General features: G+C 67.0%; 27 protein-coding genes. 13 read left to right on the top strand and 14 right to left on the bottom strand.

Translation table 11 applies throughout. The features are described 5' to 3' along the window. Nucleotides 1-97 precede the first annotated feature (97 nt). The 4 genes from ACOGW9_RS15390 to ACOGW9_RS15375 all read left to right on the top strand — a co-directional run bounded on the left by ACOGW9_RS15390 (nucleotide 98) and on the right by ACOGW9_RS15375 (nucleotide 4,218). Nucleotides 98-1,663, top strand: a complete 1,566-nt coding sequence (locus ACOGW9_RS15390) for a DUF3179 domain-containing (seleno)protein (RefSeq protein ID WP_419912807.1) — start codon at nucleotides 98-100, stop codon at nucleotides 1,661-1,663. 73 nt (nucleotides 1,664-1,736) lie between these two features. Beyond that, nucleotides 1,737-2,981 (top strand): acetyl-CoA C-acetyltransferase, encoded by a 1,245-nt coding sequence (locus ACOGW9_RS15385; RefSeq protein WP_419912805.1) that lies wholly within the window; start codon nucleotides 1,737-1,739, stop codon nucleotides 2,979-2,981. Between the two features lie 65 nt (nucleotides 2,982-3,046). Continuing rightward, nucleotides 3,047-3,766 (top strand): ribulose-phosphate 3-epimerase, encoded by a 720-nt coding sequence (gene rpe / locus ACOGW9_RS15380; protein WP_419912803.1) that lies wholly within the window; start codon nucleotides 3,047-3,049, stop codon nucleotides 3,764-3,766. Next, nucleotides 3,763-4,218 carry a hypothetical protein gene (locus ACOGW9_RS15375; protein WP_419912801.1) on the top strand — a complete coding sequence of 152 codons (456 nt, stop codon included), beginning with the start codon at nucleotides 3,763-3,765 and terminating at the stop codon, nucleotides 4,216-4,218. The genes rpe and ACOGW9_RS15375 overlap by 4 nt, the downstream gene beginning before the upstream one ends. Nucleotides 4,219-4,257: 39 nt before the next feature. On the opposite strand, the gene ACOGW9_RS15370 is transcribed toward ACOGW9_RS15375, so the two are convergent. From ACOGW9_RS15370 to ACOGW9_RS15340, 7 genes are all read right to left on the bottom strand, one after another. Continuing rightward, a complete protein-coding gene (locus ACOGW9_RS15370) occupies nucleotides 4,258-4,878 on the bottom strand; it encodes an ATP-dependent Clp protease proteolytic subunit (RefSeq protein WP_419912799.1) in 621 nt (206 codons plus the stop codon). 67 nt (nucleotides 4,879-4,945) lie between these two features. Further along, nucleotides 4,946-5,527: an RdgB/HAM1 family non-canonical purine NTP pyrophosphatase gene (rdgB, locus tag ACOGW9_RS15365; RefSeq protein WP_419912798.1), complete on the bottom strand. Its 582-nt coding sequence runs from the start codon at nucleotides 5,525-5,527 to the stop codon at nucleotides 4,946-4,948. A 75-nt stretch (nucleotides 5,528-5,602) separates the two neighbouring features. Further along, nucleotides 5,603-6,331 (bottom strand): ribonuclease PH, encoded by a 729-nt coding sequence (gene rph / locus ACOGW9_RS15360; protein WP_419912796.1) that lies wholly within the window; start codon nucleotides 6,329-6,331, stop codon nucleotides 5,603-5,605. 34 nt (nucleotides 6,332-6,365) lie between these two features. Further along, a complete protein-coding gene (locus ACOGW9_RS15355; protein WP_419912794.1) occupies nucleotides 6,366-7,115 on the bottom strand; it encodes an MBL fold metallo-hydrolase in 750 nt (249 codons plus the stop codon). Between the two features lie 70 nt (nucleotides 7,116-7,185). After that, complete coding sequence (locus ACOGW9_RS15350) at nucleotides 7,186-7,974, bottom strand: hypothetical protein (RefSeq protein ID WP_419912792.1); 789 nt, start codon at nucleotides 7,972-7,974, stop codon at nucleotides 7,186-7,188. Nucleotides 7,975-8,018: 44 nt separating this feature from the next. Then, on the bottom strand, nucleotides 8,019-8,966 hold the full coding sequence (locus ACOGW9_RS15345; RefSeq protein ID WP_419912790.1) for a PLP-dependent cysteine synthase family protein: 948 nt from the start codon (nucleotides 8,964-8,966) through the stop codon (nucleotides 8,019-8,021). Between the two features lie 42 nt (nucleotides 8,967-9,008). Beyond that, complete coding sequence (locus ACOGW9_RS15340; protein WP_419912788.1) at nucleotides 9,009-9,284, bottom strand: ubiquitin-like small modifier protein 1; 276 nt, start codon at nucleotides 9,282-9,284, stop codon at nucleotides 9,009-9,011. 125 nt (nucleotides 9,285-9,409) lie between these two features. Here ACOGW9_RS15340 and smpB point away from each other — a divergent pair, with 125 nt between their 5' ends. After that, nucleotides 9,410-9,871, top strand: a complete 462-nt coding sequence (smpB, locus tag ACOGW9_RS15335; RefSeq protein ID WP_419912786.1) for an SsrA-binding protein SmpB — start codon at nucleotides 9,410-9,412, stop codon at nucleotides 9,869-9,871. A gap of 42 nt (nucleotides 9,872-9,913) precedes the next feature. Here smpB and ACOGW9_RS15330 read toward each other — a convergent pair whose 3' ends face one another. The 6 genes from ACOGW9_RS15330 to ACOGW9_RS15305 form a co-directional block, all read right to left on the bottom strand. Then, nucleotides 9,914-10,726, bottom strand: coding sequence for an alpha/beta fold hydrolase (locus ACOGW9_RS15330; RefSeq protein WP_419912784.1), 813 nt, complete (start codon nucleotides 10,724-10,726; stop codon nucleotides 9,914-9,916). Then, a complete protein-coding gene (locus ACOGW9_RS15325) occupies nucleotides 10,723-12,018 on the bottom strand; it encodes an LLM class flavin-dependent oxidoreductase (RefSeq protein WP_419912782.1) in 1,296 nt (431 codons plus the stop codon). The genes ACOGW9_RS15330 and ACOGW9_RS15325 overlap by 4 nt, the downstream gene beginning before the upstream one ends. Before the next feature lie 90 nt (nucleotides 12,019-12,108). Then, nucleotides 12,109-13,674, bottom strand: coding sequence for a 4-hydroxyphenylacetate 3-hydroxylase N-terminal domain-containing protein (locus ACOGW9_RS15320; protein WP_419912780.1), 1,566 nt, complete (start codon nucleotides 13,672-13,674; stop codon nucleotides 12,109-12,111). 100 nt (nucleotides 13,675-13,774) lie between these two features. Beyond that, nucleotides 13,775-14,743, bottom strand: a complete 969-nt coding sequence (locus ACOGW9_RS15315) for a quinone oxidoreductase family protein (protein ID WP_419912778.1) — start codon at nucleotides 14,741-14,743, stop codon at nucleotides 13,775-13,777. Nucleotides 14,744-14,807: 64 nt separating this feature from the next. Further along, entirely contained in the window at nucleotides 14,808-15,380 is a 573-nt protein-coding gene (locus tag ACOGW9_RS15310) for a VOC family protein (protein ID WP_419912776.1), read from the bottom strand. 108 nt (nucleotides 15,381-15,488) lie between these two features. Continuing rightward, nucleotides 15,489-16,439 (bottom strand): LLM class flavin-dependent oxidoreductase, encoded by a 951-nt coding sequence (locus ACOGW9_RS15305; protein WP_419912774.1) that lies wholly within the window; start codon nucleotides 16,437-16,439, stop codon nucleotides 15,489-15,491. 78 nt (nucleotides 16,440-16,517) lie between these two features. Between ACOGW9_RS15305 and ACOGW9_RS15300 the strand changes: the two genes are divergently transcribed. Next, nucleotides 16,518-16,952, top strand: a complete 435-nt coding sequence (locus ACOGW9_RS15300) for a GlcG/HbpS family heme-binding protein (RefSeq protein WP_419912772.1) — start codon at nucleotides 16,518-16,520, stop codon at nucleotides 16,950-16,952. Between the two features lie 42 nt (nucleotides 16,953-16,994). Here the strand turns inward: ACOGW9_RS15300 and ACOGW9_RS15295 are convergent, their stop codons facing one another. Continuing rightward, nucleotides 16,995-17,720 (bottom strand): hypothetical protein, encoded by a 726-nt coding sequence (locus tag ACOGW9_RS15295; RefSeq protein ID WP_419912770.1) that lies wholly within the window; start codon nucleotides 17,718-17,720, stop codon nucleotides 16,995-16,997. Nucleotides 17,721-17,977: 257 nt separating this feature from the next. Here ACOGW9_RS15295 and ACOGW9_RS15290 point away from each other — a divergent pair, with 257 nt between their 5' ends. The 7 genes from ACOGW9_RS15290 (at nucleotide 17,978) to ACOGW9_RS15260 (ending at nucleotide 25,347) form a co-directional block, all read left to right on the top strand. Further along, nucleotides 17,978-19,396, top strand: a complete 1,419-nt coding sequence (locus ACOGW9_RS15290) for an ABC transporter substrate-binding protein (protein WP_419912768.1) — start codon at nucleotides 17,978-17,980, stop codon at nucleotides 19,394-19,396. A 45-nt stretch (nucleotides 19,397-19,441) separates the two neighbouring features. Next, the gene (locus tag ACOGW9_RS15285; RefSeq protein ID WP_419912766.1) at nucleotides 19,442-20,368 is read left to right on the top strand and encodes a branched-chain amino acid ABC transporter permease; all 927 of its coding nucleotides are present in this window, start codon (nucleotides 19,442-19,444) and stop codon (nucleotides 20,366-20,368) included. Then, nucleotides 20,368-21,348: a branched-chain amino acid ABC transporter permease gene (locus tag ACOGW9_RS15280; RefSeq protein WP_419912764.1), complete on the top strand. Its 981-nt coding sequence runs from the start codon at nucleotides 20,368-20,370 to the stop codon at nucleotides 21,346-21,348. Before ACOGW9_RS15285 ends, ACOGW9_RS15280 begins: the two co-directional genes overlap by 1 nt. Next, nucleotides 21,345-22,061 carry an ABC transporter ATP-binding protein gene (locus ACOGW9_RS15275; RefSeq protein ID WP_419912762.1) on the top strand — a complete coding sequence of 239 codons (717 nt, stop codon included), beginning with the start codon at nucleotides 21,345-21,347 and terminating at the stop codon, nucleotides 22,059-22,061. Before ACOGW9_RS15280 ends, ACOGW9_RS15275 begins: the two co-directional genes overlap by 4 nt. 2 nt (nucleotides 22,062-22,063) lie before the next feature. Further along, a complete protein-coding gene (locus tag ACOGW9_RS15270) occupies nucleotides 22,064-22,837 on the top strand; it encodes an ABC transporter ATP-binding protein (protein WP_419912760.1) in 774 nt (257 codons plus the stop codon). A 73-nt stretch (nucleotides 22,838-22,910) separates the two neighbouring features. After that, on the top strand, nucleotides 22,911-24,227 hold the full coding sequence (locus ACOGW9_RS15265) for an alkyl sulfatase dimerization domain-containing protein (protein WP_419912758.1): 1,317 nt from the start codon (nucleotides 22,911-22,913) through the stop codon (nucleotides 24,225-24,227). Between the two features lie 187 nt (nucleotides 24,228-24,414). Beyond that, nucleotides 24,415-25,347 (top strand): DMT family transporter, encoded by a 933-nt coding sequence (locus ACOGW9_RS15260; RefSeq protein ID WP_419912756.1) that lies wholly within the window; start codon nucleotides 24,415-24,417, stop codon nucleotides 25,345-25,347. Nucleotides 25,348-25,365 lie beyond the last annotated feature (18 nt).

Genomic DNA, 25,365 nt, shown 5'->3' with positions numbered 1-25,365 from the left:
GCGGTCCTCGCACCTCACGGGCGCCGGACCCGGTAGCTCCGATCGCTCCTGTAACGGGCGCTATCACCGCAGGGAGAACGGCACCTAGCGTGGGCTCGTGAGATCGCGCCTCTGCGCTCTGCTGACGTGGATCACGCTCGTTGCCGCGGCGTGTTCGGGCAGCACCGCGGATTCGACCGCCACAGATGTGCCAGCCGCAGCGGCGGGCACGCCGACGACCGAGGCGCCCAGCGACGGCACAACTGCAACGGCGGCGAGCCCAACGCCAACAGAGGCGACAGCGCCGGGTGGCACGGCTGCACCGCCGACGACGGCGGCCCGAGGGGCGGTCCAGCTCGATCCTCGGGAGACCGGCGCGCTGCGCAACCATCTCGGCTTCGAATTCCCGCCTGCACCTGCGGTGCCCAGCGGCCCGCTCACCCCTGCGGCCATCAGCGACCTCGACGCTGTATGGAACCACCTGACGCCCGAACTCACCGGCGCGATGGTGGCCCAGATCGGACATAACCCCGACCCACGGCTGGGCTGGATTGTCTCGGACTTGCTGCGGTTCCTGCCGCCCGGGAGCGACCTCGCATCCGGTGCCATCTCGGCCTTCGAGCGGCTGACCGGCGTGCGGCTGGCCGACGATCCCGTAGCGCAGCGCAGCCCCTGGCAATCGATGACCGACCACCTGATCGCCTGGGACATTCCCGCTTTCGGGGGATACGTGGACTACAAGGCACGGCTGTTCACCCAGGTCGACAACCGCTGGCAACCGTTCTTCGACGACCAGCAAGCCGACATCGACTGGCGTTGGGTGAGCTGGGGCGGCGTCCTCATTGACGACCGGCCGCTCGGCGACCCCAACCCGTGCCCCTGGGGCTGCATTCCTGCGCTCGACGACCCTGCCGTCACCGACGCCGAGGGCGGCGCGTGGTACGCCGACGACGGCATCGTGTTCGCCGTCGTGATCGGCGACGAGGCCCGGGCCTACCCCCGCCACATCATGGAGATCCACGAGATGGTCAACGACACGCTCGGGGGGCGCCGAATCGGCATGCCGTACTGCACGTTGTGCGGCTCAGCGCAGGCCTTCTTCACCGACGATGTTCCCGACGGCGTTTCGATACCGATCCTGCGCACCTCAGGGCTGCTGTCACGCTCCAACAAGGTCATGTACGACTGGCAGACCGACTCGGTGTTCAACACCTTCACCGGCGAGGCGGTCTCAGGCCCGCTTCGGCGCCGGGGAGTCATGCTCGACCAGGCCACGGTGGTGACCACCACGTGGGGCGAATGGAGGGCCGCGCATCCCGAGACGACGATCGTGGCCGAAGACGGCGGCATCGGGCGCAGCTACCCGCTTGATCCGCTGCGCGGCCGTGATGACCGGGGGCCGATCTTCCCGGTCGGCGATGTGGATGAACGCCTCGCAGTGCACGACCAGGTCTTCGGCGTGATCACCGACGATGGGACCCCGGTCGCCTTCGCCGTCGATGCTGCAATTGCGACGTTGACCGGGGGCGGCGATGTGGAGCTCAACGGGGTCACGGTCCGCCTCGACGGCGGCGGCCTGAGAGCCACCGATGCGGCCGGCAACGAGATCGAGGGTCACCAGTCGTTCTGGTTTGCGTGGAGCCAGTTCATGGACGACACGCTCCTGTGGACTCCGGCGCAATGACGTAGCCTCTGGGCTCGCATGCTGCGCGACGGCCCCCGATCGGGGTTCGGCGCGCTACGAGAAGGGGAACTTCATGAGCCCAGTCACAACAAGCAGGGATGCCAAGACCGATCCGGTCATTGTCGCCACCGCACGCAGCCCGATCGGGCGGGCGTTCAAGGGCTCGCTGACCGAGATGCGTCCCGATGACATGACGGCGCAGATCGTCACCAAGCTGCTCGACAAGGTGCCCGAGCTGCCCCATGGCGACATCGAGGATCTCATGCTGGGCTGCGGCCAGCCCGGCGGCGAGGCCGGATTCAACATCGCGCGGGCCTCGGCCATCCTGGCCGGCCTCGACGAGGTGCCCGGCACCACGGTCAACCGCTACTGCTCGTCGTCGCTGCAGACCATCCGCATGGCGGCGCATGCCATCCGCGCCGGCGAGGGCGACGCCTTCATCGCCGCAGGCGTGGAGTGCGTCAGCCGCTACGACAAGGGCAACTCCGACAGCCTGCCCGGCACCACCAACCCGCAGTTCCGTGCACCCGGCGAGCGCACCAAGGTGCGGTCAGAAGGCGGGCACGGCGACTGGACTCCCGCGCCGGGTCTGCCTGACCTGTACATCGCGATGGGCCAGACGGCCGAGAACGTCGCCGAGCACAAGGGCGTCAGCCGCCAGGCCATGGACGAGTACGGCGTGATGAGCCAGAACAAGGCCGAGGACGCCATCGGCCGCGGCTTCTTCGAGATGGACATCACCCCGCTGGAATTGCCTGACGGCTCGGTGGTCGCCACAGACGACGGCCCCCGCGCGGGCGTCACCTTCGACGCGGTCTCGCAGCTGAAGCCGGTCTTCCGGCCCGACGGCAGGGTGACTGCCGGCAATGCGTGCCCGCTGAACGACGGGGCCGCCGCAGTCATGGTGATGAGCCGCCAGCGTGCCGAAGAGCTCGGCATCACCCCGCTGGCCCGCATCATCTCGTCAGGGGTGTCGGCGCTGAATCCCGAGATCATGGGACTCGGGCCGATCGAAGCCTGCAAGGCGGCACTCGCTCGTGCGGGCATGACGATCGACGACATCGACATGGTCGAGATCAACGAAGCCTTCGCTGCCCAGGTGATCCCCTCCGCCGATGAGCTGGGCATCGACATGGTCGATCAGCTCAACCTCAACGGCGGCGCCATCGCGCTGGGTCACCCATTCGGCATGACCGGCGCCCGCATCATGACCACGCTGCTGAACGGCCTCGCCGATCGCGACAAGAGCATCGGCCTCGAGTCGATGTGCGTCGGCGGCGGTCAGGGCATGGCCATGATCGTGGAGCGCCTCAACTAGCCGCTTGTCACGGTTCGCCACATAACTGCCGCGCCTTTCTGCGGCGCATCGGCAACACTGGCCGGGTGAACACGTCGTCGACGACGGTGCCTCGGCCAATCGAAATAGTTCCCTCGGTCCTGCCTGCGGACTTTGCGCGCCTCGGCGAGGAGTGCGCCGCACTCGAAGCAGCGGGGGTGGACCGCATCCAGTGGGATGTCATGGACGGCGTCTTCGTGCCGAACCTCACGTTCGGCCCCGACGTCATCGCCGCCTGCCGGCCGCACGCCCAGGTGATGTTCGAGGCGCACCTGATGGTCGTCGATCCCGACCCGATGCTCGGTGCCTACGTCGACGCCGGATGCGAGATGCTGATCGTTCACGCAGAGTCGGTGACGCACCTGCACCGCTCGCTCAACCGGGTAGCTGAGCTGGGAGCGAAGCCAGCGGTAGCGATCAACCCGGCGACCCCGATCGATGCCGTGTCGCACGTCCTCGACCTCGTCGACATGGTGCTCGTCATGACCGTCAATCCCGGGTTCGGCGGGCAGGCCTACGTCGCCACCATGGAGCCCAAGATCGCCGCGCTGCGCTGCCTCATCGACGAGAGCGGGTCCGCTGGGGCATCGGGTGCGGGCATCGACATCGAGGTGGACGGGGGCATCTCGGCCGACACCATCAGCGGCGCCGCCGCGGCAGGCGCGAACGTGCTGGTCTCAGGAAGCGCGCTGTACCGCTACGCCGACGGCCTCGCGCACGGCGTCGCGGATCTGAGGTGCCGGGCGGAGGCTGCAAGCCGCGCGTGACTGCCATGACGGCTCGCCAGCGCTGGTTCCTCGTCGCCCTGGCCGCTGTCGCAGTCGTCGTCGCCCTACGGATGACGGTCTTGGCCGGCGATGATGGGGCATCGGTCGAGGAGTTCTGCGACGAGTTCGCCCACTTGCTGCTGATCGACGAGCTCAGCTTGGCAGTCAATCCGAACGACGACGCCAGCACGCGCGAGGCGCTCGAACGCACAGCCCGCCAGTTCGGCGCCGCAGCGGATGCCGCTCCAGCCGAGATCCAGCCAGACGTGCAGCTCCTGGCCGATCTGACTGCAGCGCTGAGCGATGCGATCGCCGATACCGACTCGCGGGAGACATTCGACCGGGCTGCAGCGCTCATCTCGGCGCAGGATCCCTACCTTGAGACCCAAGACCCAGCCGCGCAGCGGGTCGTCGACTACATCACCCGCAACTGCATAGCTGCGCCCGGATGAACCGGGCACACGAGTGTCGCTGCACCCGGTTAAGGGCCTCTAGATCATCTCGCCGCGCTTGACGATCACGTGATCGCACAAGCCGTAGGCCTTGGCCTCCTCGGCGGTGAACCAGCGATCGCGCTCGGAGTCGAGCAGGATCTGCTCGACGTCCTGGCCGCTGTGCAGCGCGGTGCGCTCGGCCATCAGGCGTTTGACGTAGGCCATCTGCTCGGCCTGGATCGCGATGTCGGATGCCTGGCCGCGCACACCGCCCGAGGGCTGGTGCATCATCACCCGGGCGTGGGGCAGGCAGTAGCGCTTGCCGGGAGCGCCCGCGGTCAGCAGGAACTGGCCCATCGAGGCGCCGAGGCCGAGGCACACCGTCGCCACATCGCACGCGATGAACTGCATGGTGTCGTAGATGGCCATGCCCGCCGTGACCGAGCCGCCAGGGCTGTTGATGTACAGCGAGATGTCGCGGCCGCGGTCCTGACCTTCCAGGTACAGCATCTGCGCGCACACGACGTTGGCAAGCTGATCGTCCACCTCGTCGCCGAGGAACACGATGCGGTCGTCCAGCAGCCGGTTGGAGATCTGCGTCCAGCCGCTGACGCCGCTGGCGTCGAATGCCCGCTGCGCACCCGGTGCCGGAACGGAGATCGATGGAAGGTCGGTCATGGGGCGCAGGTTACCGACGGCGCCTGCGCGCCCAGCCGGACGGTCCGGCGCAGATCGGCCGTAAAGCTCAGAGCCGAGCTGCGAGCGCTCGCAGCGCACGGCCGCGGTGGCTGATGCGGTTCTTTTCCTCGCTGGTCAGCTCGGCGAACGTTCTCGGTGCCGCCTCATCGGGAACGAAGACAGGGTCGTAACCGAAGCCGCGGTCACCACGCGGCGCTGTGGCGATGGTGCCTTCGACAACCCCGTCGGCCAGCACTTCGGTGCCGTCGCCGAACGCGACAGCCACGACGGTCCGGAATCGCGCAGTGCGCCTGTCGGCAGGCACGTCCCGCAGCGCCGCCACAAGCTTGGCCAGGTTCGCAGCGGCATCCTGTTGCGGCCCGGCGTAGCGGGCGCTGTGCACCCCCGGGGCCCCGTCCAGCGCGTCGACTTCCAGCCCTGTGTCGTCGGCGATCGCCGGTTCGCCAGCCGCTGCGCACACAAAACGGGCCTTGATCAGCGCATTGGCGGCCAGCGTCTCGCCGTCCTCTGCTACGTCACCCAGTTCCGGTGGCCGGGGCACGATCTCCAGACCAGGTATTGCCTCGCGCAACACCTCGGCCATCTCGACTGCCTTGTGCGGGTTCGCCGAAGCCATCACGAGTCGCATGAACTCGGCCTTCCGCTGGTGCGGCAGTGATGCCTGTGATGCTTGGCCCGACCGATGGTCAGTGCAGCCACACGATCACGCTGGCGGTGTGTCAAGCGTCGCCCGTTGCAGCTCGATGATCTCGGCAATGCCGGAACGGGCCAACGTCAGCATCGCATCGAGTTGCTCGTCGTCGAATGGATCTCCCTCAGCGGTGCCCTGCACCTCGACGAAGCGTCCGCTGCCGGTCATGACCACGTTCATATCCACCTCGGCCCCGGCGTCCTCGACGTACGGCAGGTCCAGGCAGGCCATCCCACCGACGATGCCCACCGAGATCGCCGCGCACTCATCGAGCAGCGGATGCTGGCCGATGGCCCCGTCTCGCACCAGCCGGGTGCACGCGTCGTGCAGCGCCACATACCCACCACAGATCGAGGCCGTGCGCGTGCCCCCGTCAGCCTGCAGCACATCGCAGTCCACGGTGACCTCGCGCTCGCCCAGCGCCGCCATGTCGCACACTGCGCGCAGCGCCCGCCCGATGAGCCGTTCAATCTCGAGCGTGCGGCCCTTCTGCTGGTTGCGCTTGGCCTCCCGGCCCACCCGCTCGGGACTCGAACCGGGCAGCATCGAGTATTCCGCCGTGACCCAGCCGGTGCCCCGGCCCCGCATCCAGCGGGGCACGTCGTCATCGATCGACACCGTGCACAGCACCTTGGTGCGGCCGAACGACACCAAGACCGAGCCGGGCGTCTGGTCGGTGAAGTCGCGTTCGAACGTGACCGGTCGCAGCTCGTCGGTCGCCCGGCCGTCGGGGCGCGTCACGACCTGGACTCGCCTTCGGGCACCGGCGCAGCTCTCACGCGTAGAAGGTCGCGCCCGTGCGGGCCACGGCCACATCGCCTTGGAACACTTCGCCGGCCTCGGTGAGGTGATCCGCGGGATCAGAACCCGGCGGCACGTGAGTCACCACGAGCTGGCCCGCGCCCACATCGTTCGCGTCGGCCGCCAGCCATGCGGCACTGACGTGGGGGATGCCGGGATCGTCGGTCGCCGCGAGCAGCGTTCCTTCCCCCACGACGAGATCGGGCGCCGGCCTGTTGACGTCCCGGCTGAGCGCAGCGAGCGCCCAGCCCCGGCCCGTGTCCGACGTATAGACGATCGACTTGCCGCCGCTCTCGAAGCGCATCGCCAGCGTCTCGACGGGGTGATCCGTTCGCGAGAACAGCACGTCGATGTCGCCGACCCGCGCCTGGGAGGAGTCCTTCACCATCTCCCAGCCGAACAGATCAGAGCTCTCGCCGTAGGCATCGGTGACCTCACGCACGCCCTCGGTTGCGAGCACACGGATGTGCTCCATGCCCATGTAGTACTTGGCGGCGTTGTAGATGACCGGCAGCTCGGCGCAGTGATCGGGGTGGTGGTGACTCACCAGCAGCGCGTCGACCGCCTGCAGCCGCATGTGGCTCTGCAGGTTGGCGAATGTCCCCGGCCCGCAGTCCACCCACAGCGCTGTTGTCTCGCTTCGCACGAGGTAGCCACTGCACGACTCGCCGGCGGCGGCATAGCTGCCCGAACAACCCAAGACCGTCACCGAGAGCTCACTCACGGAGGCCGATACTACGCAAGCAAGCGGCGCGCCTCACATCGGGAGCGGATCGCCTGTTGGCTGCTGGACCTCAGCGCGTCGCGCAGCGCGTTCCGGACGTCAGCGTCCGCAGACGGCCCGCCGAGTCGAAAATGCCGTCGAGCTCACCGCCCGCAGTCTCGAGGACAACCGACGGCGGAGCACCGGCTGAGCTCGGGACGAATGTCGCTGCCGCGTAAGCCGTGGCGACCTCGTCGCGCGTGCTGCCGACGCCGATTCCTGCCGCTGTGCGCAGCATGTACGGATCGGGCCCGAACGTGCCCAGGCGCCACGACATGAAGTGCTCGGCGGCGGGATCCCGGTGCAGGTAGCGGTCTTCGGGATCGCCGAAGAAGGCCAGTACCCCAGGCCACTCCACCACTCGCAGGCGGCTGCCCGGGCAATCGCCGTAGATGGAGAATGGATCGATCCATCCCGTGTCGGCGACTGGCTGTCCGAGCGCTTCGATGAGCGTGCTCAGCGCCGGTTCGGCCGGGGCGCCGAAGCCGACGATGCCCAATCCGTCACCGTCGAGCACGACGCCGCGCGGATTCGGCACTGCCGCCGCGCCGAGCCGTTCGACCTCGGTCGTCGCGGCGCTCTCGCCAGCGTTTCGATTGGCGCCCTGCGGCGCGGTCACGAGCGACGCTGGAGGCCGATCACCGCGAGGTGCTTCAGGCGTCAGTGTCGTCTGGGTGACGTCCAGCAACAGAGGGGTTGCCGGCGCGGTCGTTGCTGTGACCCGGATCGGCGGACTGGTGCACGCGCCCGCGAGCAACGCCGACGAGACAGCGAGGCCGGCGAAGGACCGCAGCCGAGGGCGCTGCGCCGCAGATCGCATTCCATAAACGGTACGACCGCGAGACCGGGATTCGGCCCGGCGAATCAGAAGTAGATGACGCCGTCCGCGTTTGCGGCAGCGACTTCGAGATCGTCCGTCCATGCACCGACCGAGAGATATTTCCAGCCGTGGTCGCTGACCACGAACACGATCACTCCGCTGTCGACGCTGGCGGCGGCCTTGCGTGCGCCCGCCAGGGCCGCCCCGCCCGAGATGCCTGAGAACACGCCTTCGGTGGCCAGCATGCGCGTGGCCTCGATCGACTCACGTGGGCGCACGATCATCTTGCGGTCGAGCAGCTCCGCGCCGCCCCAGTCCTCGAAGATCGGCGGCACGTACCCCTCATCGAGGCTGCGCAGCCCCTCGACTTGCTCGCCGGCGGGCGGCTCGACTGCCCAGACCTGCACACCCGCGACATGTTCCTTGAGGTACCGGCCGGCGCCGAGCAGGGTCCCGCTGGTGCCGAGGCCAGCGATGAAGTGAGTGATGCCCCCGACGTCGGCCACGATCTCGGGACCGGTCGTGCGGTAATGCACCTGCGGGTTGGCCTCGTTGCCGTACTGGTAGAGCATGGTCCAGTCGGGGTTGGCGTCGGCCAGTTCGAGGGCCATTCGCACGGCGCCATTGGATCCTTGCTCGGCAGGGCTGGAGATGATCTCAGCGCCGTAGATCTCGAGCATCTGGCGCCGCTCGGCGGTCACATTGCCGGGCAGCACGATCTTCACCGCATAGCCGCGGCGCTGGCCCAGCATCGCCAGCGCGATCCCGGTGTTGCCAGAGGACGGCTCGATGATCACCGAGCCCGGCTGCAAGCGGCCTTCGGCCTCGGCCTGGTCCAGCATCGCCAGCGCAACGCGGTCCTTGACCGAGCCCGTCGGGTTGTGACCCTCGAGCTTGGCGAAGAGCTTGACCGACGGGTTGGGGCTGAGACGGCTGACATCCAAGACGGGCGTGCCGCCGATCAGCTCGTCGACGGAGCGATAGACGGCCACGGCGCTGGCTCAACCGTGGGCTGAAGGCGGCGCCGTACCGACTCAGCCGCCGGCGACGGCGGGAAGGATCGACAACTCGTCGCCGTCGGCGAGCGCGGTGTCCATCTGGGAGAGGTAGCGCACATCCTCGTCGTTGACGTAAACGTTCACGAAGCGATGCAGGCTGCCGTCCTCCGCGAGCAGGTTGGGAGCGATGGCAGGAAACTGACCGACCAGCCACGACACAGCCTCAGCCACCGTGGAGCCCTCCGCATCAACCTTCGACTGCCCGTTGGCATGCGGTCGCAGGACAGTGGGCAAGCGGACGGTGACAGCCATCGGAGCTCCCGGTTGGGTGGCGCTGCGGTGGTCGGTTGCTGGCCGGGAACCCGCACGGCGCCTCGACAATTCCCGACTAAGCGACTCAGGATTCTAGGGGCCGCATCAGCCGTACCCTCAGGCAGATGGAGGACCGGGTCGTTGTCGCGTCGAACCGGCGTGCGCGGCGCAACTACGAGGTGCTCGACACCTTCGAGTGCGGCATGGTGCTGCGCGGCACCGAGGTGAAGTCGCTACGCGCCGGCGGTGCCCAGATGGGCGATGCCTACGCCCGGGTCCGCGACGACGAGATGTGGCTGATGGGCCTGCATATCGCCCCGTGGACCCATGCTTCGGCGGCAATGGGCCACGAGGTCGAGCGCCCTCGCAAGCTGCTCATGCACCGTGCTGAGATCAACCGGCTGCGGGCGCGCACCGAGCAGGACCGGCTGCAGCTGATCCCGTTGGAGATCTACTTTCGCGAAGGGCGCGCCAAGCTCGAACTCGGCCTGGCCCGCGGCCGTCGCCTGTATGACAAGCGCCACGCGATCCGCAAGCGCGAGACCGATCTCGAGGCACGGCGGGCGCTGAGACATCGGCCCGCTTGACGGCGGCGAGAAATCAGGCCGTCGGAGAGGCGGTCAAGCAGATCAGGCGAAGGCAGCGGCGGCGATACGGGCGACTTGGGCAGGCTGATCGAAGTCGGCCTGGTGGCCGGCGTCATCGAGCACGTGGGTGCCTACAACGTTCGGCAGCACATCCGCCCAGCGCTGCAGGTACGACACCGGGATGATGCGGTCCTTGGCGCCGTGCATCAACGTCACCGGATTGGTCACCCGGTGCAGGCGCTCGGCCAAGCCCCACTCGGGCAGCGGCCAGATCAGCTGGGCCGCGGCCGTGCGCGTGAGGTAGCGGTGCACGCCGTGCTCCACCACCATGTCGGCGGGCAAGTCGGCCGGGTCGTCGAAGAACGCCGCCGAGGCCGACGTGTCGTCGGTCAGCATCGCCCGCTGCACGCTCAGGGTGGTGCCGAAGGGATCGGCCACGGGGTCGTCGTCAACCCACAGCCCGAACGGCGAGATGAGCACCATCGGCCCAAACGCCTCGGGCCGTACTGCTGCCACTTCCAATGCCAGCATCGCACCCACGCTCGACGCCACCAGCGGCGCACCCGTCAATCCGGCCACATCGACGATCTCGCTCGTCGCCACCACCCAGTCGTGCAGGTTCCGCAGGCCGTCGGGCTCGCTCGACCCGGTGAACCCGGGCAGGCTCGGCGCCACCACCCGAGAGCCGGCGGCGGCCAGTTCCTCCAGGACGGCATGTACGCCCGGATTGCCGAGCATCCCGTGCAGGTAGCCCACCGTGGGTCCTTCGCCCAGCTCGACGACCCCGACATGGCCGTCCCGGAACGGCAGCGTCCCCGGTGCGAAATGGCCGGCCAGCGGCGTCGCCCCGCTCACTGGGCGCGGCTCCCCACCGCCGCGAGCTGCTGGTCGCCCTTGGGCCACCAGTGGTCTTCGTACTCGTCCTCGAACAGGCCTGCGACCTCGGGCATCACCTGGGTGGCGTACATCTCGGTGTTCATCTTCACCAGCTCGGGATCCATGTTGCCGAAGTGGCTGAACACCATCAGATGGCCCACGTTCATCGTCGTGGCCAGCTCGTGCACCTGCTCGGTGACCTGGGTGGGATTGCCCAGAATGATGTAGCCCTTCTCCACCATGTCCTCAAAGCTCAGCTTCTTCGAGCCGTAGGAGGGCTTGGCGCTGCCCGCCTTGGCGGCGTCGGCCGCGCTGGCCTCGCGCCGGGCGGTGGCTTCCCGCGCGGCCCGCTCGACCATGCCCTCCACGCCGGCGCGCACCGTGTTGGGCGTCTTGAAGCCGGGCGGGTCGGCATAGCCGGCGTACACGTGCAGGCAGGTGTTGAAGAAGTACTCGGCCGGCTCGCGGTACAGGTCCCACGCCTCGGCCTCGGTATCGGCCACGGCGACGAACTGCGCGAAGCCGCCCTGGAACGGGTTGGTCTCCTTGCCGAGCTCCTGGACCTTCTTCCAGAAACCCTGCATGGTGCGCAGCCCCGCCTTGTAGCCGAAGTAGCTCAGGTAGCAGTACACGAGGTCCTCGGCGGCGCACCAGTCCCAGGTGTCCACCGAGCCGCCGCCGGGAATCCAGATCGGCGGGTGCGGCTGCTGCACCGGCCGGGGCCAGACGTTGACGTAGCGCAGCTTGTTGTAGTTGCCGTTGAAGCTGAACACCTCGTCCGACGTCCACGCTTGGCGGATGAGGTCCACACCCTCGTGGTAGCGCTCGCGCAGCGTGGCCGGGTTCTGCCCGTAGGCGTAGATGGTGTCCATCGGCGAGCCCACCGGGAAGCCGGCGATCATGCGCCCGCCGGTGATCCCGTCCAGCATGGCGATCTCCTCGGCCACCCGCAGCGGCGGGTTGTACAGCGCCACCGAGTCGCCCAGCACAACGATGTTGGTGTCGGGGCAGTTGCGTGACAGCGCCGCCGCGATGATGTTCGGGCTGGGCATCAGCCCGTAGCCGTTGGAGTGGTGCTCGTTGATGCCGACGGCGTCGAACCCGCACTGTGCTGCGAACTCGAGCTGGTCGAGATACGCGTTGTAGGTCTGGTGGCCAACGGTGGGGTCGTACAGCTTGGGGTCGATGTCCACCCACACCGATCGGTGCTGCTCGGGGAAGTCCGGCGGCAGCTCGGGATACGGCATCAGATGGAAGAAGATCGACTTCACGGCGTGCTCCTTGCAGCTCGCCAAAAATCTACTCCGCGTTCGACTCTGCCTCGCTGTTGGCGCGCTCCCGCTGCGGAGGCGGCGGGACCCTTAGCCCCAGTCGTTGCCCACGATCGATACGTCGTCGGGGTTGAAGAAGCCCGGGATCGTCCATCCGTCGAGGTCGTACTCGGCCATGCACTGCTCAGCAAAGCCCTCGAGCATCTGGGTCATCGAGCCCATGCCGGGGACCTCGAAATCGGCGACGTCCAAGTTCTCATAGCGGATCTGCTCGTCGTTGCCGGCGTAGTTGCGCTCGTACAGCTCGTGACGGCCGCCGAACTCGCTGCCCATGGCATCCCACAGCAGCTTCATGATCTTCATCCGTTCGAGGGCCGGAATGCCGTTCGACCCTCGCACGTACCGCTCGAGGTACGGCCGGATCTCATCGGACTTGAAGTCCTGCGCATTCGAGTTGACGTAGATCAGCCCTGAGCCGACGACCGATTCGATGATGTCCTTGACCCGGGGATAAAGGACCGGCGTGAAGGTGCGGTAGGCCATGCCGTAGAGCAGCGACGGCTGCACCGCACCGTTCTCCCACGGATCGGGGCTCTTGGCCATGGCGTCGCTCAAGCCCCACATCAGGTTCCGGATGGCGATCACCTCGCCCAGCTTGGCCTGCACCCCCCGGAAGCCACGCGTACCAGTGGCCCGCAGCGCCTTCGACAGCAGACCGGCGATGAAGTCCAGCTTCACGCACAGCCGGGCGAGGCCATGGAAGGTGAAGCGCGGGATGAAGCCCGACGCGGGGAAGAAGTTGTTGGCATTCTCGAGGTCGCCGTAGAGGAACACGTTCTCCCACGGGATGAGGACCTGATCGAACACCAGGATCGAGTCGTTCTCGTCCAACCGGCTCGACAGCGGGTAGTCGAAGACGCTGCCGGTGGCTGCGGCCTGCAGCTCGTAGGAGTTGCGGCAGATGAGCTTGACGCCCTCAGAGTCCATCGGCGTGGTGCACACGATGGCGTAGGCCGGGTCCTGCAGCGGCACCGGGCCGAAGTGAGCGATGAAGTTGTAGTGGGTCAGCGCCGAGCCGGTCGCTACCACCTTGGCACCCGACAGGATCAAGCCGTTGTCGGTCTCACGCTCGACGTGCATGCAGACGTCGGACACTTGGTCCGCACCGAGGTGACGGTCGACCGGCGGATGCACGATGGCGTGGTTCCAGTACGACACCTCTTCCTGGCTGCGGCGGTACCAGTACAGGGCGTTGTCGTGGTAGTCGCCGTAGAACTCCGGGAACGCTCCGAGCGTGCCCAGGAAGGAGGCCTTGTAGTCGGGGCTGCGGCCCATCCACCCGTAGGTCAGTCGCTGCCAGCCTGCGATGGCGTCCCGGGCGCCGACGAGATCATCGGCGCTGTGGGGCACGCGGAAGAACTTGTGGGTCTTGCCGCCCGAGCCGGTGTCGGTGTCGCACATCAGCACGTCCTGCTGCTCAGGATCGTGGAGGGCGTCGTACAGCCGGGCGATGGATCGCACGCTGTTGCGGAACGCCGGATGCGTGGTGACGTCACGCACCTTCTCACCCTGGAAGTACACCGTGCGCCCGTCACGCAGGCTCTCGATGTACTCGTCGCCGGTCATCGGCGACCAGGTCTCGGTGGACTCGCTCATCTCGGCTACCCCCCTGTGATGTGCCCGGGATTCGGCTCAGACACTAACGCAGGCGGAATTGGAATGAGCACGCTCAGTGTTTTGCTGCGGTGGGGCTCGTTCAGGGAATGAGCAGCACCTTGCCGGTGGTGGCGCGGCCCTGCAGGGCCTCATGCGCAGCGCGCGCGTCGGCCATCGGGAAGCGAGCTCCTATGCGCACGTCGAGGCGGCCATCGGCGATCCAGCCGAAGAGATCGTTCGCCCGCTGTTCGAGTTCTGCGCGGGTTGCGGTGTGATCGCCGAGCGTCGGACGGGTGAGGAACAGCGACCCGCCGGTGGACAGCCGCAGGGGCGGCATCGGCGGTACCGGCCCGGAGGCGTTGCCGAACGTGACCATCATTCCCCGCGGCCGCAGCACTTCGAGGCCCCGCTCGAACGTGTCGGCGCCGACGCCGTCATAGATCACGTCAAGCGGTCGGGCACCAGCGATCCGCTCGACAGCGTCGCCGAAGTCTTCGTCGCGGTAGTTGATGACGTGGTCAGCTCCCGCGCCCGCTGCCAGCTCGGCCTTGCCGGCGGTGCCGACGGTCGTGAATACCTCGGCACCGCGCATCTTGGCCATCTGGATGAGCAGCAGCCCCACCCCACCGGCACCTGCGTGGACGAGGCAGCGATGGCCAGGCTCTAGCGGGAACGTCGAGCACGCCAGGAAGTGCGAGGTCATGCCCTGCAGCATCGTGGCCGCACCCAATTCGGTGCTGGCGCCTTCGGGCAGCACGATCGCCACACGGGCCGGCACCTGGGCTTTCTCCGCGTACGTGCCGGGGTGCCCTGTCCACGCCACCCTGTCGCCCACGGCGAACCCGTCGACACCTTCACCGACTTCGGTGACGGTGCCGGCACCCTCGACACCGGAAATGAACGGCAACGGCACGGGGTACAGGCCGCTGCGGTGGTAGGTGTCGATGTAGTTGACGCCCGCTGCATCGATGTCTACGACGAGCGTCCCCGGCTCAGCAACCGGGTCGTCGACCTCGGTCCACACGAGCGCCTCGGGACCGCCCGGTTCGGTTACCTGGATTGCGTACATCGCGACCTCGTTCGAGCGCGCCCCGAAGCCAGCGCTGCGCTATGGCTCACGTCGGCGAGACGGCTCAGGCCGGTGTGAAGTTCGTCTCGTAGTCGGTGGTGTCGACCAGCAGATCCTCTTCGGGAAGGGTCACGGCGTAGTTGAGCGCGCCGTTGATGTCGTGATCCCAGACTTCGGCAGGAAGCTCGTAGAGCACCTCGACGCCGTACCCGTTGGGGTCATTGATGTACACGCTGTGGGTCATGCCGTGATCCACCCGCAGGTTCATCCTGACGCCCTGGTCCTTGAGGAACTGCACCTGCTCCAGCCAGGACTCGCGGTCGGGATAGGTGATGGCGATGTGGTTTACCGCGCACACGCTGTCGAACATGTCCCAATCCTCGGGTGGCTTTGGGATGTTGGGCAACTCGACCAAGGCAACGTCGTGGTGGTTGACGTCATCGACCACACCGCTGTAGAACCGCATGTTCACAGGCGGGACGTTGTACTTGTCCGAATCCAGCGCTCCGACTTGCTTGAAGCCGAGCAGGTCGCACCAGAAGTGGTGCGATTCCTCCATGTCGCGGACGTTCAGAACGAGGTGATTGACGCCCCGTGGCGTGACCGCTGTCGTGCGCTTCTTGACGGTTTCGCTCATATGGTTCTCCCCGCAGGCTGGGATTGCGGCCGGTTCATGACGTCGACCGCCGCTACCTGCGGCCGAGCCTAGCCCCAAGCCCCGGCGGATGTAAAAGCCTGACTGCGCTCAGAGTGTTTCAAGCTTCGGCTTGACTTCTGCGGCAATCCACTCGGGCACCGAGTCGTCTTCGTGGCAGAAGTGCTCGAACACCACCTCGTCGAGGCCGAGGTCGCGCAGCTGCCCGCAGTGATCGACGAGTTGGGCGACCGAGCCCTGCCACGGACCGTGCCCTGCTGCGATGGCGTCTTCGAGGCTGATGCCCGAGCCCTCGGGCGCCATCATGTCCAAGAAGCGCTGCAACACCATGTCTTCCTGCTGCTTGTCGGGTCCGATCGTGGCGAAGATCAGCATCGACTTGCGAATGTCTGCGGGGTCTCGGCCCACGTCCTCGCAATGGCGGGCCAGCGCTTCGTTCGCAGCCCGGAAGCCGTCGACGTCGAGCGGGGTGGTGTTCCACTCATAGGCGTGCTCGGCAACGATGCGCAGCGTTCGGCGAGGCCCGCTGCCCCCGATGAGGATCGGCGGCCGGCCGGGCGGCGGGTGAGGCTTCGAATTCGTGCCGCTGATGCGGTAGTACTCGCCTTCGAACGTGCCCGATTCGGAGTACCAGAGCTCCTTTATGAGCGCGATTGCCTCTTCAAGGCGGTCGTAGCGCTCGGGACCGGCGGGGAAGTGAATGCCGTAGATCTCGTGCTCGTCGGGGTACCAGCCGGCGCCGAGACCCATGACAAAGCGGCCTGGCGCGAGCGCCTCGAGCTGCTGTGCCATCCGGCCCACGTTGACCGGCTCCCGGAAGGTGACCGGTGTCACCAGCGGGCCGAAGCGAATGCGCTCGGTCTCGGCGGCCGTCATGACAAATGACAGGTAGACGTCGATGGCGTCCTTCTGCTTGCCGTTGAAGTAGTGATCAGACCTGAACAGCGAATTGAAGCCCAGGCGCTCGATGAGCCGGCAGACGTGGCGCCACCGCTCCCAGCCGAGCGGCGTTGCCTCCCCGATGATGATGCCGACGTCCATGGCTGCCTCCCCCTGGCGAGCCGGAGCGTAGCCTCGGCGCGATTGCCGACTCAAAGCCGGAGAACGACGGAGAACGACATGGCTGATGACAACGACACGGCTCCGGGACGCTCGCTGACGCTCGCCGGAGCCCGCAAGGCACTCGACGCAGCGCTGGCCGAGGCCGAGGCGATGGGCCGGCGGTTCTGTATCGCCGTGACCGACACCTCGGGCGAGCCGGTCGCGACCGCTCGCATGGACGGCGCACCGCGGCTGTCGGCCGGCATCGCGCTCAACAAGGCATTCACGGTGGCCGGCTTCGGCGGCATGCCCAGCGGCAACTGGTGGAACCTGATCAAGGATGAGCCGTCGCTGGTGCACGGCATCACTCACACGCCACGCCTCATCGTGTTCGGCGGCGGTGTGGGGATCTTCGTCGACGGCGAGCTAGTGGGCGCCATCGGTGTGTCGGGCGGCTCCGCCGACGAGGACACCGAGGTCGCTCAGGCCGGCGCCGACGCGCTCGCCGGCTAGCGAGAACCGTTCAGTCGAGCCGGGCGCCGCGAACCCTCAAGCTCAGGTCTGGCGATTTGCCAGCCACTCCTCGAACTCGGCGCGGCGGTCCTTCGCGATGGGGAACGTGCCGATCGAGCTTTCCCCCGCGGCGACACGCTCGATGGCCCATTCCTCCTCGATCTCCTGGGCGTAGGAGTCATTGGCGACCTCTTCAGCCAGCAGCGCCGGGATCACGACGGCACCCTCGCCGTCGCCCACGATGATGTCGCCGGGCAGCACCGTGACACCGGCACACGCGATCGGCACTTGGTGGTCGAGCGGCGTGTGCAGGCGGCCGAGCGTCGCAGCGTGCGAGGACTGGTGGTACACGGGCAGACCCACATCGGCCACTGCGGGCGTGTCACGGAGCGCGCCATCGGTAATGAAGCCTGATGCACCGAGGTGCTTGATCCGCATGGTGAAGATGTCGCCGATCGTGCCTGCGTGCGGCTCGCCGCGTGCCTCCACGATCAGCACCTCTTCAGGCTCGACGGATTCCACAGCGCGGCGCTGCGCATTCGGACCCTGCAGGCGGCGCTCGAAGTCCTCACGCTTGGGCACGAAGCGCAGCGTGTGGGCGTAGCCGAGCATCCGCTGGCCCTCATTGAGCGGACGGAGTCCGTTGAGGAAGCTGTTCTGCATCCCTCGTCGCTGCATCTGGCCGGCCAGCGTGGCGGTGGACACCGCGTTGAACTTCATTCGCATGTCGTCGGTGAACTCCACCGGGCGGTGTTCTGCGTCGGCCATGGGATCCCCCTTGTTCGGCGCGGGCAGGCCGATTCTGCATGTCGCCGGCACGCGCACTGTGCTTGCCGCAATGTAATCAGCGCTCGGCCTGAGCGCGCTCTGGCTGAGTGCGCTCAGTTCTTGCATGCGGATTATGATCGCCGTGGGGCGGGACTGAACGCCTCGCCCGTAGGGGGCGTGGGCTCAAGATGAGCCGGGTTCCTGACTGGGGGATGCTCCTAGTCGCCACACGGAGGGGGAAGCACATGCTTCGCAAATTGACAGCAATCGCATTCGTGTTTGTGCTCGTAACCGCAGCCTGCGCTAGCGACGACGAAGCCGATACGGCCGCAACGCAAGCGCCAGCGGCCACTGAGGCACCGGCCGCTACCGAAGCTCCGGCACCGGCGGACGACATGGATGACGACATGGCCGACGATGCCATGGCCATGGACCAGGCCGGCGACTTCTGCGGCCTAGGTACCGGCGAACCGGCGACCGGAGAGCCGATCGTCATCGGCAACGTAACGACCTCTATTCCCGGCATCGACTTCTCGAGCGGTCCGCTCATGATGCAGGCGTACTTCGACTGCGTGAACGACAACGGCGGCATTCACGGCCGCCCGATCCAGATGGTGTGGGAGAACGACAACGGCACTCCCGAAGACGCCGCGGCTGCCGCCCGCAAGCTGATCGAGACCGACCAGCTTGTCGCCATCGGCGGCGGTTTCTCGATCCTGGACTGCCCGGTGAATGCGGCCTACTACGAGGAACAGGGCTACAACGTGGTGCTGGCCGGGGTGCCCGGCGAGTGCTTCAGCTCGCCCAACATCGCCGCGACCAATATGGGCCCGGCGTACTCGCTGCTGGGTGCCGCCCAGGCAGTCATCGCGAAGGGTCCAGTGAACAAAGTTGTCACCACCACAGGCGTCTCGCCCGCGGCGGAATATGCCAACTCGCTGGCGGGTGTCTTCATTGAACAGTCCGGCCTCGAATGGGAGGACGTGCAGTACGAGCTGCCGATCCAGGACGCCACGTCCGTCGCGCTCGACCTGGTGAACCGTGCCGGCGACGGCGGCGGCGTACTGCTCAACTACACCCCGCCGGAGGGCTTGAAGATCCTCAAGGCCGCCGAGGAGCAGGGCCTGATCGATCGGGTCATCTGGGGCGCTTCCACGCCGTTGAATGACAGCTCGGTGGTCGTCGCGCTCGGTGCGGCATGGGAAGGCAAGGTCAACGTCAACGCCGAGTTCAGCCTGCTGGACGATCCCCGACCGGACGTGGAGCTGTATCGGCAGGTTTCCGCCGAGTACTGGCCCGAATCGCCGCTGGGGAGCTTCCAGCAGATGGGCTTCGTGGCTGGACGGATCATCGTGCACGCACTGCTCGGCATGGACCCAGCCGATCTTGACGACCCGGTCGCAGTGAACGCCGCTATCGGAGCGGTCAAGAACTTCCAGTCAGACCACCTGTGCAAGCCGTGGTACTTCGGCGGGCTGGAGCTTGGCAACGTTCCGAACAACTGGGACTACAACGTGGTTCCTGACGGCGTCGACCGCATGATCGACGAGTCCGGTTGCTTCGAGATCGCCGCCATCGAGCCGATCCTGGTCGCCGTGCGAGAAGCTGAAGCTGCGGGCGGACTGACCTCGGATGAGCCGAACAACTGGAAGGGCGGCCTGGGCTCGGGCAGCTGAGCCGCGTAGCGCAACACCCGATACTCACCGCATACTTCGCTTCGGATGCCTGACAGTTCGATACTGCTGCCATTCCTGATTCAAGGCTTGGCATTCGGAGCGATGTATGCGGTGACGGGGACGAGCATCGTCGTCCTGTACCGCACCACCGGCGTGGTAAATCTGGCCTTCGGCGCCATCGGGTCGATGGGGGTCCACATCGTCTGGTCGCTCATGGGCGGCTCGATCATGGTGCCCGAGCCTCAGGTGTCGGGGTTCAGAATCCTGCTGTACCCGGCGCTGGTGGCGATCTGTGCGCTCCTCTTTTTGGTCTATGGCCGCGTGTTCGCCCCGCTGTTGGACAAGCGCGACGCCCTAGTGAAGTCGCTGGGAACCGTGGCACTGACGCTCATTCTGATGGGCATCATGAAGCAGCGGTGGGACACGTCGAAACCCCGATCGCTGCACTTTCCCAAGTCGACCTTCACCGTCGGCGGAACCGTCGTGTCCACCAACCAGATCCTGGCGCTGCTGTTCGCATTGGCCGTCGTCATCGGCGTCGGGCAGTACCTCAAGCGCACCGACACCGGCACGGCGATGCGGGCAATTGCCAACAACCGTGAGACGTCGGGCCTGCTGGGAGTGCCGGTTCGACGGGTCGAAGCGATTGCGTGGTTCGGCGCGGGACTGCTGTGCGGCTGCGTGTTCCTGCTGCTGCCGTCTCTCTTCAAAAGCATGGACCAGGCCACGCTCACGTGGTTCGTCATCCCGGCGCTGGCCGGAGCCATCGTCGGCCAGCTGCGCTCGCTGTGGGTCACCTTCGGCGCCAGCCTGCTCATCGGGGTGGTGGAGTCGTTGCTGACGCCGTTCAGCGGCAACCTGAAGTTCCTCTCCGAGCTCCGACGGCTGACTCCAGTCGTGGTCGCGGTAGTCGCGATTCTGTGGATCTCGCGGCGGCGAACCGTCGTGCTCGCCGGCAGGGAGATGACCTGATGGTGGGCCGCGTGTTCTCGCACCGGGCGTTCCAGCCGACAATTGTCGCCGGGTTGATGGTTTTCGCCCTCTTTGCCATGCCGTCGATCTTCGACGCCACCTGGATCTTCAACTTCACCCAGATGGCGATCTACTCGATGGTCGCCGCGAGTGTTGGGATGCTGTACGGCAGGGTCGGTCTCGTATCGCTGGGCCAGGTTGCTCCCTACGGCATCGGTGCTTGGGTGACGATTCGCCTCGCGTTCGCCACCGACATCCCCTACCCGGTATTGCTGGTCATCGGCGGCGGTGTGGCCGCCATCATCGGATTGCTCATCGGCCTGCCAGCGCTGCGCGTCAGCGGGCTCTACCTGGCGCTCGTGACGCTCATGCTCGCCGTCGGGGTCGAGGTCATCCTGTTCCGGCTGAAGTTCGCGAATGGCGGCCCTGGCTTCAACGGGCTCGCGCTGACGATGAGCGATCGGGCCCCAGTGCCACGGCCCACCTTCGCCGAAGGGGATATCGCGTACTTCAGGTTTGTCGTGATCGTGGCGTGCGTCATCTTCATGCTCGCGGTCGCTTTCCTCGCATCCAAGCCCGGACGCGCTTGGGCTTCGGTCCACCAGAGTGAGCCGTCGGCGCTGGCCTCGGGCATCAGCGTCACGCGCTACAAGCTGATGGCATTCGGACTCGCCGCGTTCATGGCAGGCGTGGCGGGTGGGCTCTACGGCGCCCATGTGCAGTGGTCGATCGGCGTCGACCAGTTCAACCGGCAGGCAGCGCTGTTCTTGATCGCAGTCGTGCTGATGGGCGGCATCGGTTCGCTGTGGGGCGCGCTGCTGGCGGCCTTCTTTGCGACGATCTTGCTGCCCTTCCTGACCCAGAACGTCATCGGCCATCAGTTCTGGAACGACTTCGCGCTCACCATCTTCGGCATCGGCTTGATGATCAACCTCATCCAGACGACGAGGGCCATGGACAAGAAGGGCCTGCTGGAATGATCGAGATCACCGACCTGAGCGTGCAGTTCGGCGGCGTCCGTTCGCTCGACGAGGTGACGCTCACCTTTCCGGGCGGCAACTGCGGTCTGATCGGCCCCAACGGTGCCGGCAAGACCACGCTGTTCAACGTCATGTCGGGCTTCGTGACCCCGGTAGCCGGCCGCATCCTCATCGACGATGTCGACCTCTTGGACATGACGGACTACCGGCGGGCTCGCTGGGGAGTACGAAGAACCTTCCAGACAGTGCAGACCATCGAGAGCCTGACCGTGTACGAGAACGTGCGGACGGTCCACGAGCACGCCGCCGAGGGATCTCGCGCCGAGCGACAGGACTCTGTCGACGACGTGCTGGCGTTCGTCGGGCTGAGCGATGTTCGCGACAAGGTGGTCCGCACACTGTCGCAGCGTGATCGTCGCTTCATCGAAGTAGCGCGGGCCATCGTGGGCGAGCCCAAGGTGGTGCTGCTCGATGAGCCTGCTGCCGGGCTGCCCGAGGAGGAGACCGATCATCTGGCACAGATCATTCGAAGCGTGCCCGAACGCACAGGTGCCACGGTGATCCTGGTGGACCACGACATGTCGCTGGTGCAGGCGTGCTGCGACTGGACAGCAGTGCTCGATTTCGGTCGGCTTGTCGCCGCGGGTCCCACGGCCGAAGTGCTGCACGACGAGCGAGTGCTTGCGGCCTACGTCGGCGACGAGGAGGCGTGACCGTGGCTGACGGAGTGCCGTCGGACGGCAACGTGACAAGTGTCGCCGCGGATGGTGCCGCCATGTCCAATCTGGTGCTCAGCGATCTGACCGTCGACCGCGGCGGGCGGCCCGTCGTCCACGATGTCTCCATCGAGGTGCCTCCGGGTGAGATCACCACGATGCTGGGACCCAACGGTGCCGGCAAGTCCAGCCTCGCCGCTGCGATTGCCGGTCTGGCCCGAGTGCGCTCGGGGCAGGTCACGCTGGGCGGCGAGAACATCACCAGTTGGCGACCGGAGCGGGTGCGTCATGCAGGAGTGTCGGTCATTCCCGAGGGGCGCCGGTTGCTCACCGATCTGACCGTGGCCGACAACATGCGTGTGGCGACCTACTCGCTCGACGAGGAGGCCGCTGCGGACGGCGTCGAATACGCGCGGTCGCTGTTTCCCGAGTTGGACCGTCGCTGGGAGAGCTTTGGCCGCCTGCTGTCGGGGGGCGAGCAGCAGATGGTGGTGCTGGCCCAGGCGCTGGTGTCTCGGCCCAAGGTGCTCGTCGTCGACGAGCTGTCGCTGGGTTTGGCGCCCATCGTCGTGAAGCGGCTCACGCCGGTGCTGGCTGAGGTGGCCGACAGCGGCGTGGCGGTGCTGCTGATCGAGCAGTTCGCCCAGGTCGCGCTGGCAATGGCCACCAAGGCGTACGTGCTCGAAGGCGGTCGCATCCGCTACGACGGCACCGCAGAAGAGCTGATCCACCAGCCCGAGGTGCTGCACTCGGCGTACCTGCTGCAGGACTGAGCCGGCGGTGACGAACTGCGCTGGCTCGGCGACGCCTCGGCGCCGACTGTCGGTGGAACCGGAAAGGCGCGTTGTGGCACCGACCAAGACCGTTGACCCCATTGAGCTGTCGAGCCGGCTCATCGACACGGGCGTGGCCGACGAGCGGATCGTGCGGGTCGACAACGCGCTCAGCGAGATTGACGACGACGTGGCGGTGATCGAGGCATTCAGCAATATGGTCGCCTTCGGCACCGACGACGGTTTGGTGTGCTTCGATGCCAGCGGGCCGCTGAACGGCGTGGCGGTCGTGGAATCGTTGCGTCGCTGGTCCACTGATCGCATCGACACGCTGCTGTACACGCACGGTCACATCGATCATGTGGGAGGAAGCGGGGCACTGGCCGCCGATGCGGCAGAGCGAGGCGAGCCGACTCCCCAGGTGGTGGGGCATGACAACGTGATCCCGCGCTTCGAGCGCTACAACGCCACCAACGGCTACAACCTCATCATCAACCGACGCCAGTTCGGGGCCACGCTGCGCCATCGTGGCGTCGGCATCACCGGTGACGAGCCGAGCTTCCTGCCTGCCGATGCGCTGTGGCCGACGCGCACCTACAGCTCGAATGACTCGTTGTCGGTCGGCGGGCTCGGCATCGAGCTCCATCACGACAAGGGCGAGACCGACGATCACACCTGGGCATGGGTGCCCTCGCACCGGGCGATCTGCCCCGGCGACCTGGTCGTGTGGGTGTTCCCCAACGCCGGCAATCCCCAGAAGGTGCAGCGTTACCCGCTGGAATGGGCTCGGGCGCTGCGCAGCATGGACGCCCTCGAACCTGAGCTGCTGATACCCGCACACGGTCCGCCCGTGCGGGGCCGCGAGCGCATCGCCACCGTGCTGCTGACGCTGGCCGAGGCACTGGAGACGCTGGTGAGCCAGACGATCGACCTCATGAACGAGGGCGCGTCGCTGGACGAGATCCTCCAGAGCGTCACGCTGCCCGCCGAGTGGCTGGAGCGTCCGTGGATGCGGCCGGTGTACGACGAGCCCGAATTCGTGATCCGCAACATCTGGCGCATGTACGGCGGCTGGTGGGATCTCGATCCCGCCTACCTGAAGCCGTCATCCAAAGCGGCGCTGGCCGGCGAGCTGGTGCACTTGGGAGGCGGTGCCGAGGTCTTCGCACAGCGAGCGCAGGAACTGGTCGAGGCCGGCGATCTCAAGCTGGCGTGCCACCTGATCGAGCTGGCTGTGGCAGCCGACCCGTCATCGGCCAGCTTGCACGGCGTTCGAGCCGAGATCTACGAGGCCCGACGGGCGGCCGAGCAGTCGCTGATGTCGATCGGCATCTTCGGCGCCGCAGCCGCCGAGTCGCGCGAGATCGCAGGGAGCAGCGATAGCGACTAGTTCGCTTCGCTCACGGGCCACTCGGGCCGCGGCTTCGCCATACGGCTCAGCTACTGGGTCTTGGCCCCGGGCAACTGCACTTGCCGTGATCGCCGGGCGTAGTGTTCCCCGCAGCACTTCTCGGGGTCGGATCGGCATGCCCGCTGCCGTGACGTGCAGGCGGGAACGGCGGGGCTGGAGCACGCACATGGCCGACATCGGATCGGGTTCGGCGCCGGGAGCGCCGTACGGGGGACGCGGTGCACCCGCGCTGTCCGAACGTGCGCTCGGCGTGCCCGCCGCTGCGGTGGCGATGGTGGGATGGGCCGCCTCTGGCGTGATCGCCAAGGGCATCTCCGAGCTGGGGCCGCTGGCTGTCGTGTTCTGGCGGATGTGGCTCTACACCGGGCTCGTCGCGCTGTTCCTGTGGGCCAACCGCACGCCGCTGCGGCTGTCGTCGATCAAGATCTCGTTCTGGGGCGGGTTCTCGCTGGCGTTCGACATCATGCTGTTCTTCGTCGCCTTGCGGATGACCACGGTGGCCAACGCCACGGTGGTTGCCTCGCTGCAGCCGCTTCTGATGCTGTTCCTGGCACCGAGGATCTTCGGCGAGCAGCCGGGACGACGCCATTGGGGGCTGGCGATGGTGGCGATCGGCGGCATCGCGATCGTCGTGTTGGGCTCGTCGGGCCTGACCGAGTGGAGCGTGTTCGGCGATCTGCTGGCGTTCGGTGCCTTGTTCGCGTGGACGGGCTATTTCGTGTTCTCGAAGCTCAGCACGCAGAAGATCGCAGCAGCCCAGTACACGGGCGGCAGCGCATTGGTGTGCTCGCTGGTGGCCGCGCCGTTCGCGCTCGCCTCCGGCCAAGTGTTCCATTGGCCCTCGGCGGGCGCGTGGCTGTGGCTGGGCATCATGGCCATCGGCCCCGGCGTTGCCAGCCACATGCTGATGAACTGGTCGCTGGTGCGCATCCCGTCGTGGCTGGGCTCCACGATGACGCTGGCCATCCCCGTCACCAGTACGCTGATGGCTTGGGTGTTCCTGGGCGATCAGGTGTCGCTGTGGCAGTTCGTCGGGATGGCAGTGGTGATGTTCGCGCTCTCCCTCGTGGTGCTCGACCAGTCCCGCACGAAGCTCTGACCGCCCCCAGCGGCGCCG

The sequence above is a fragment of the Candidatus Poriferisodalis sp. genome (genome assembly GCF_965203655.1).
Classification (GTDB): Bacteria; Actinomycetota; Acidimicrobiia; order Acidimicrobiales; family Poriferisodalaceae; genus Poriferisodalis.
This window is presented reverse-complemented; position numbering and strand designations above follow the sequence as displayed.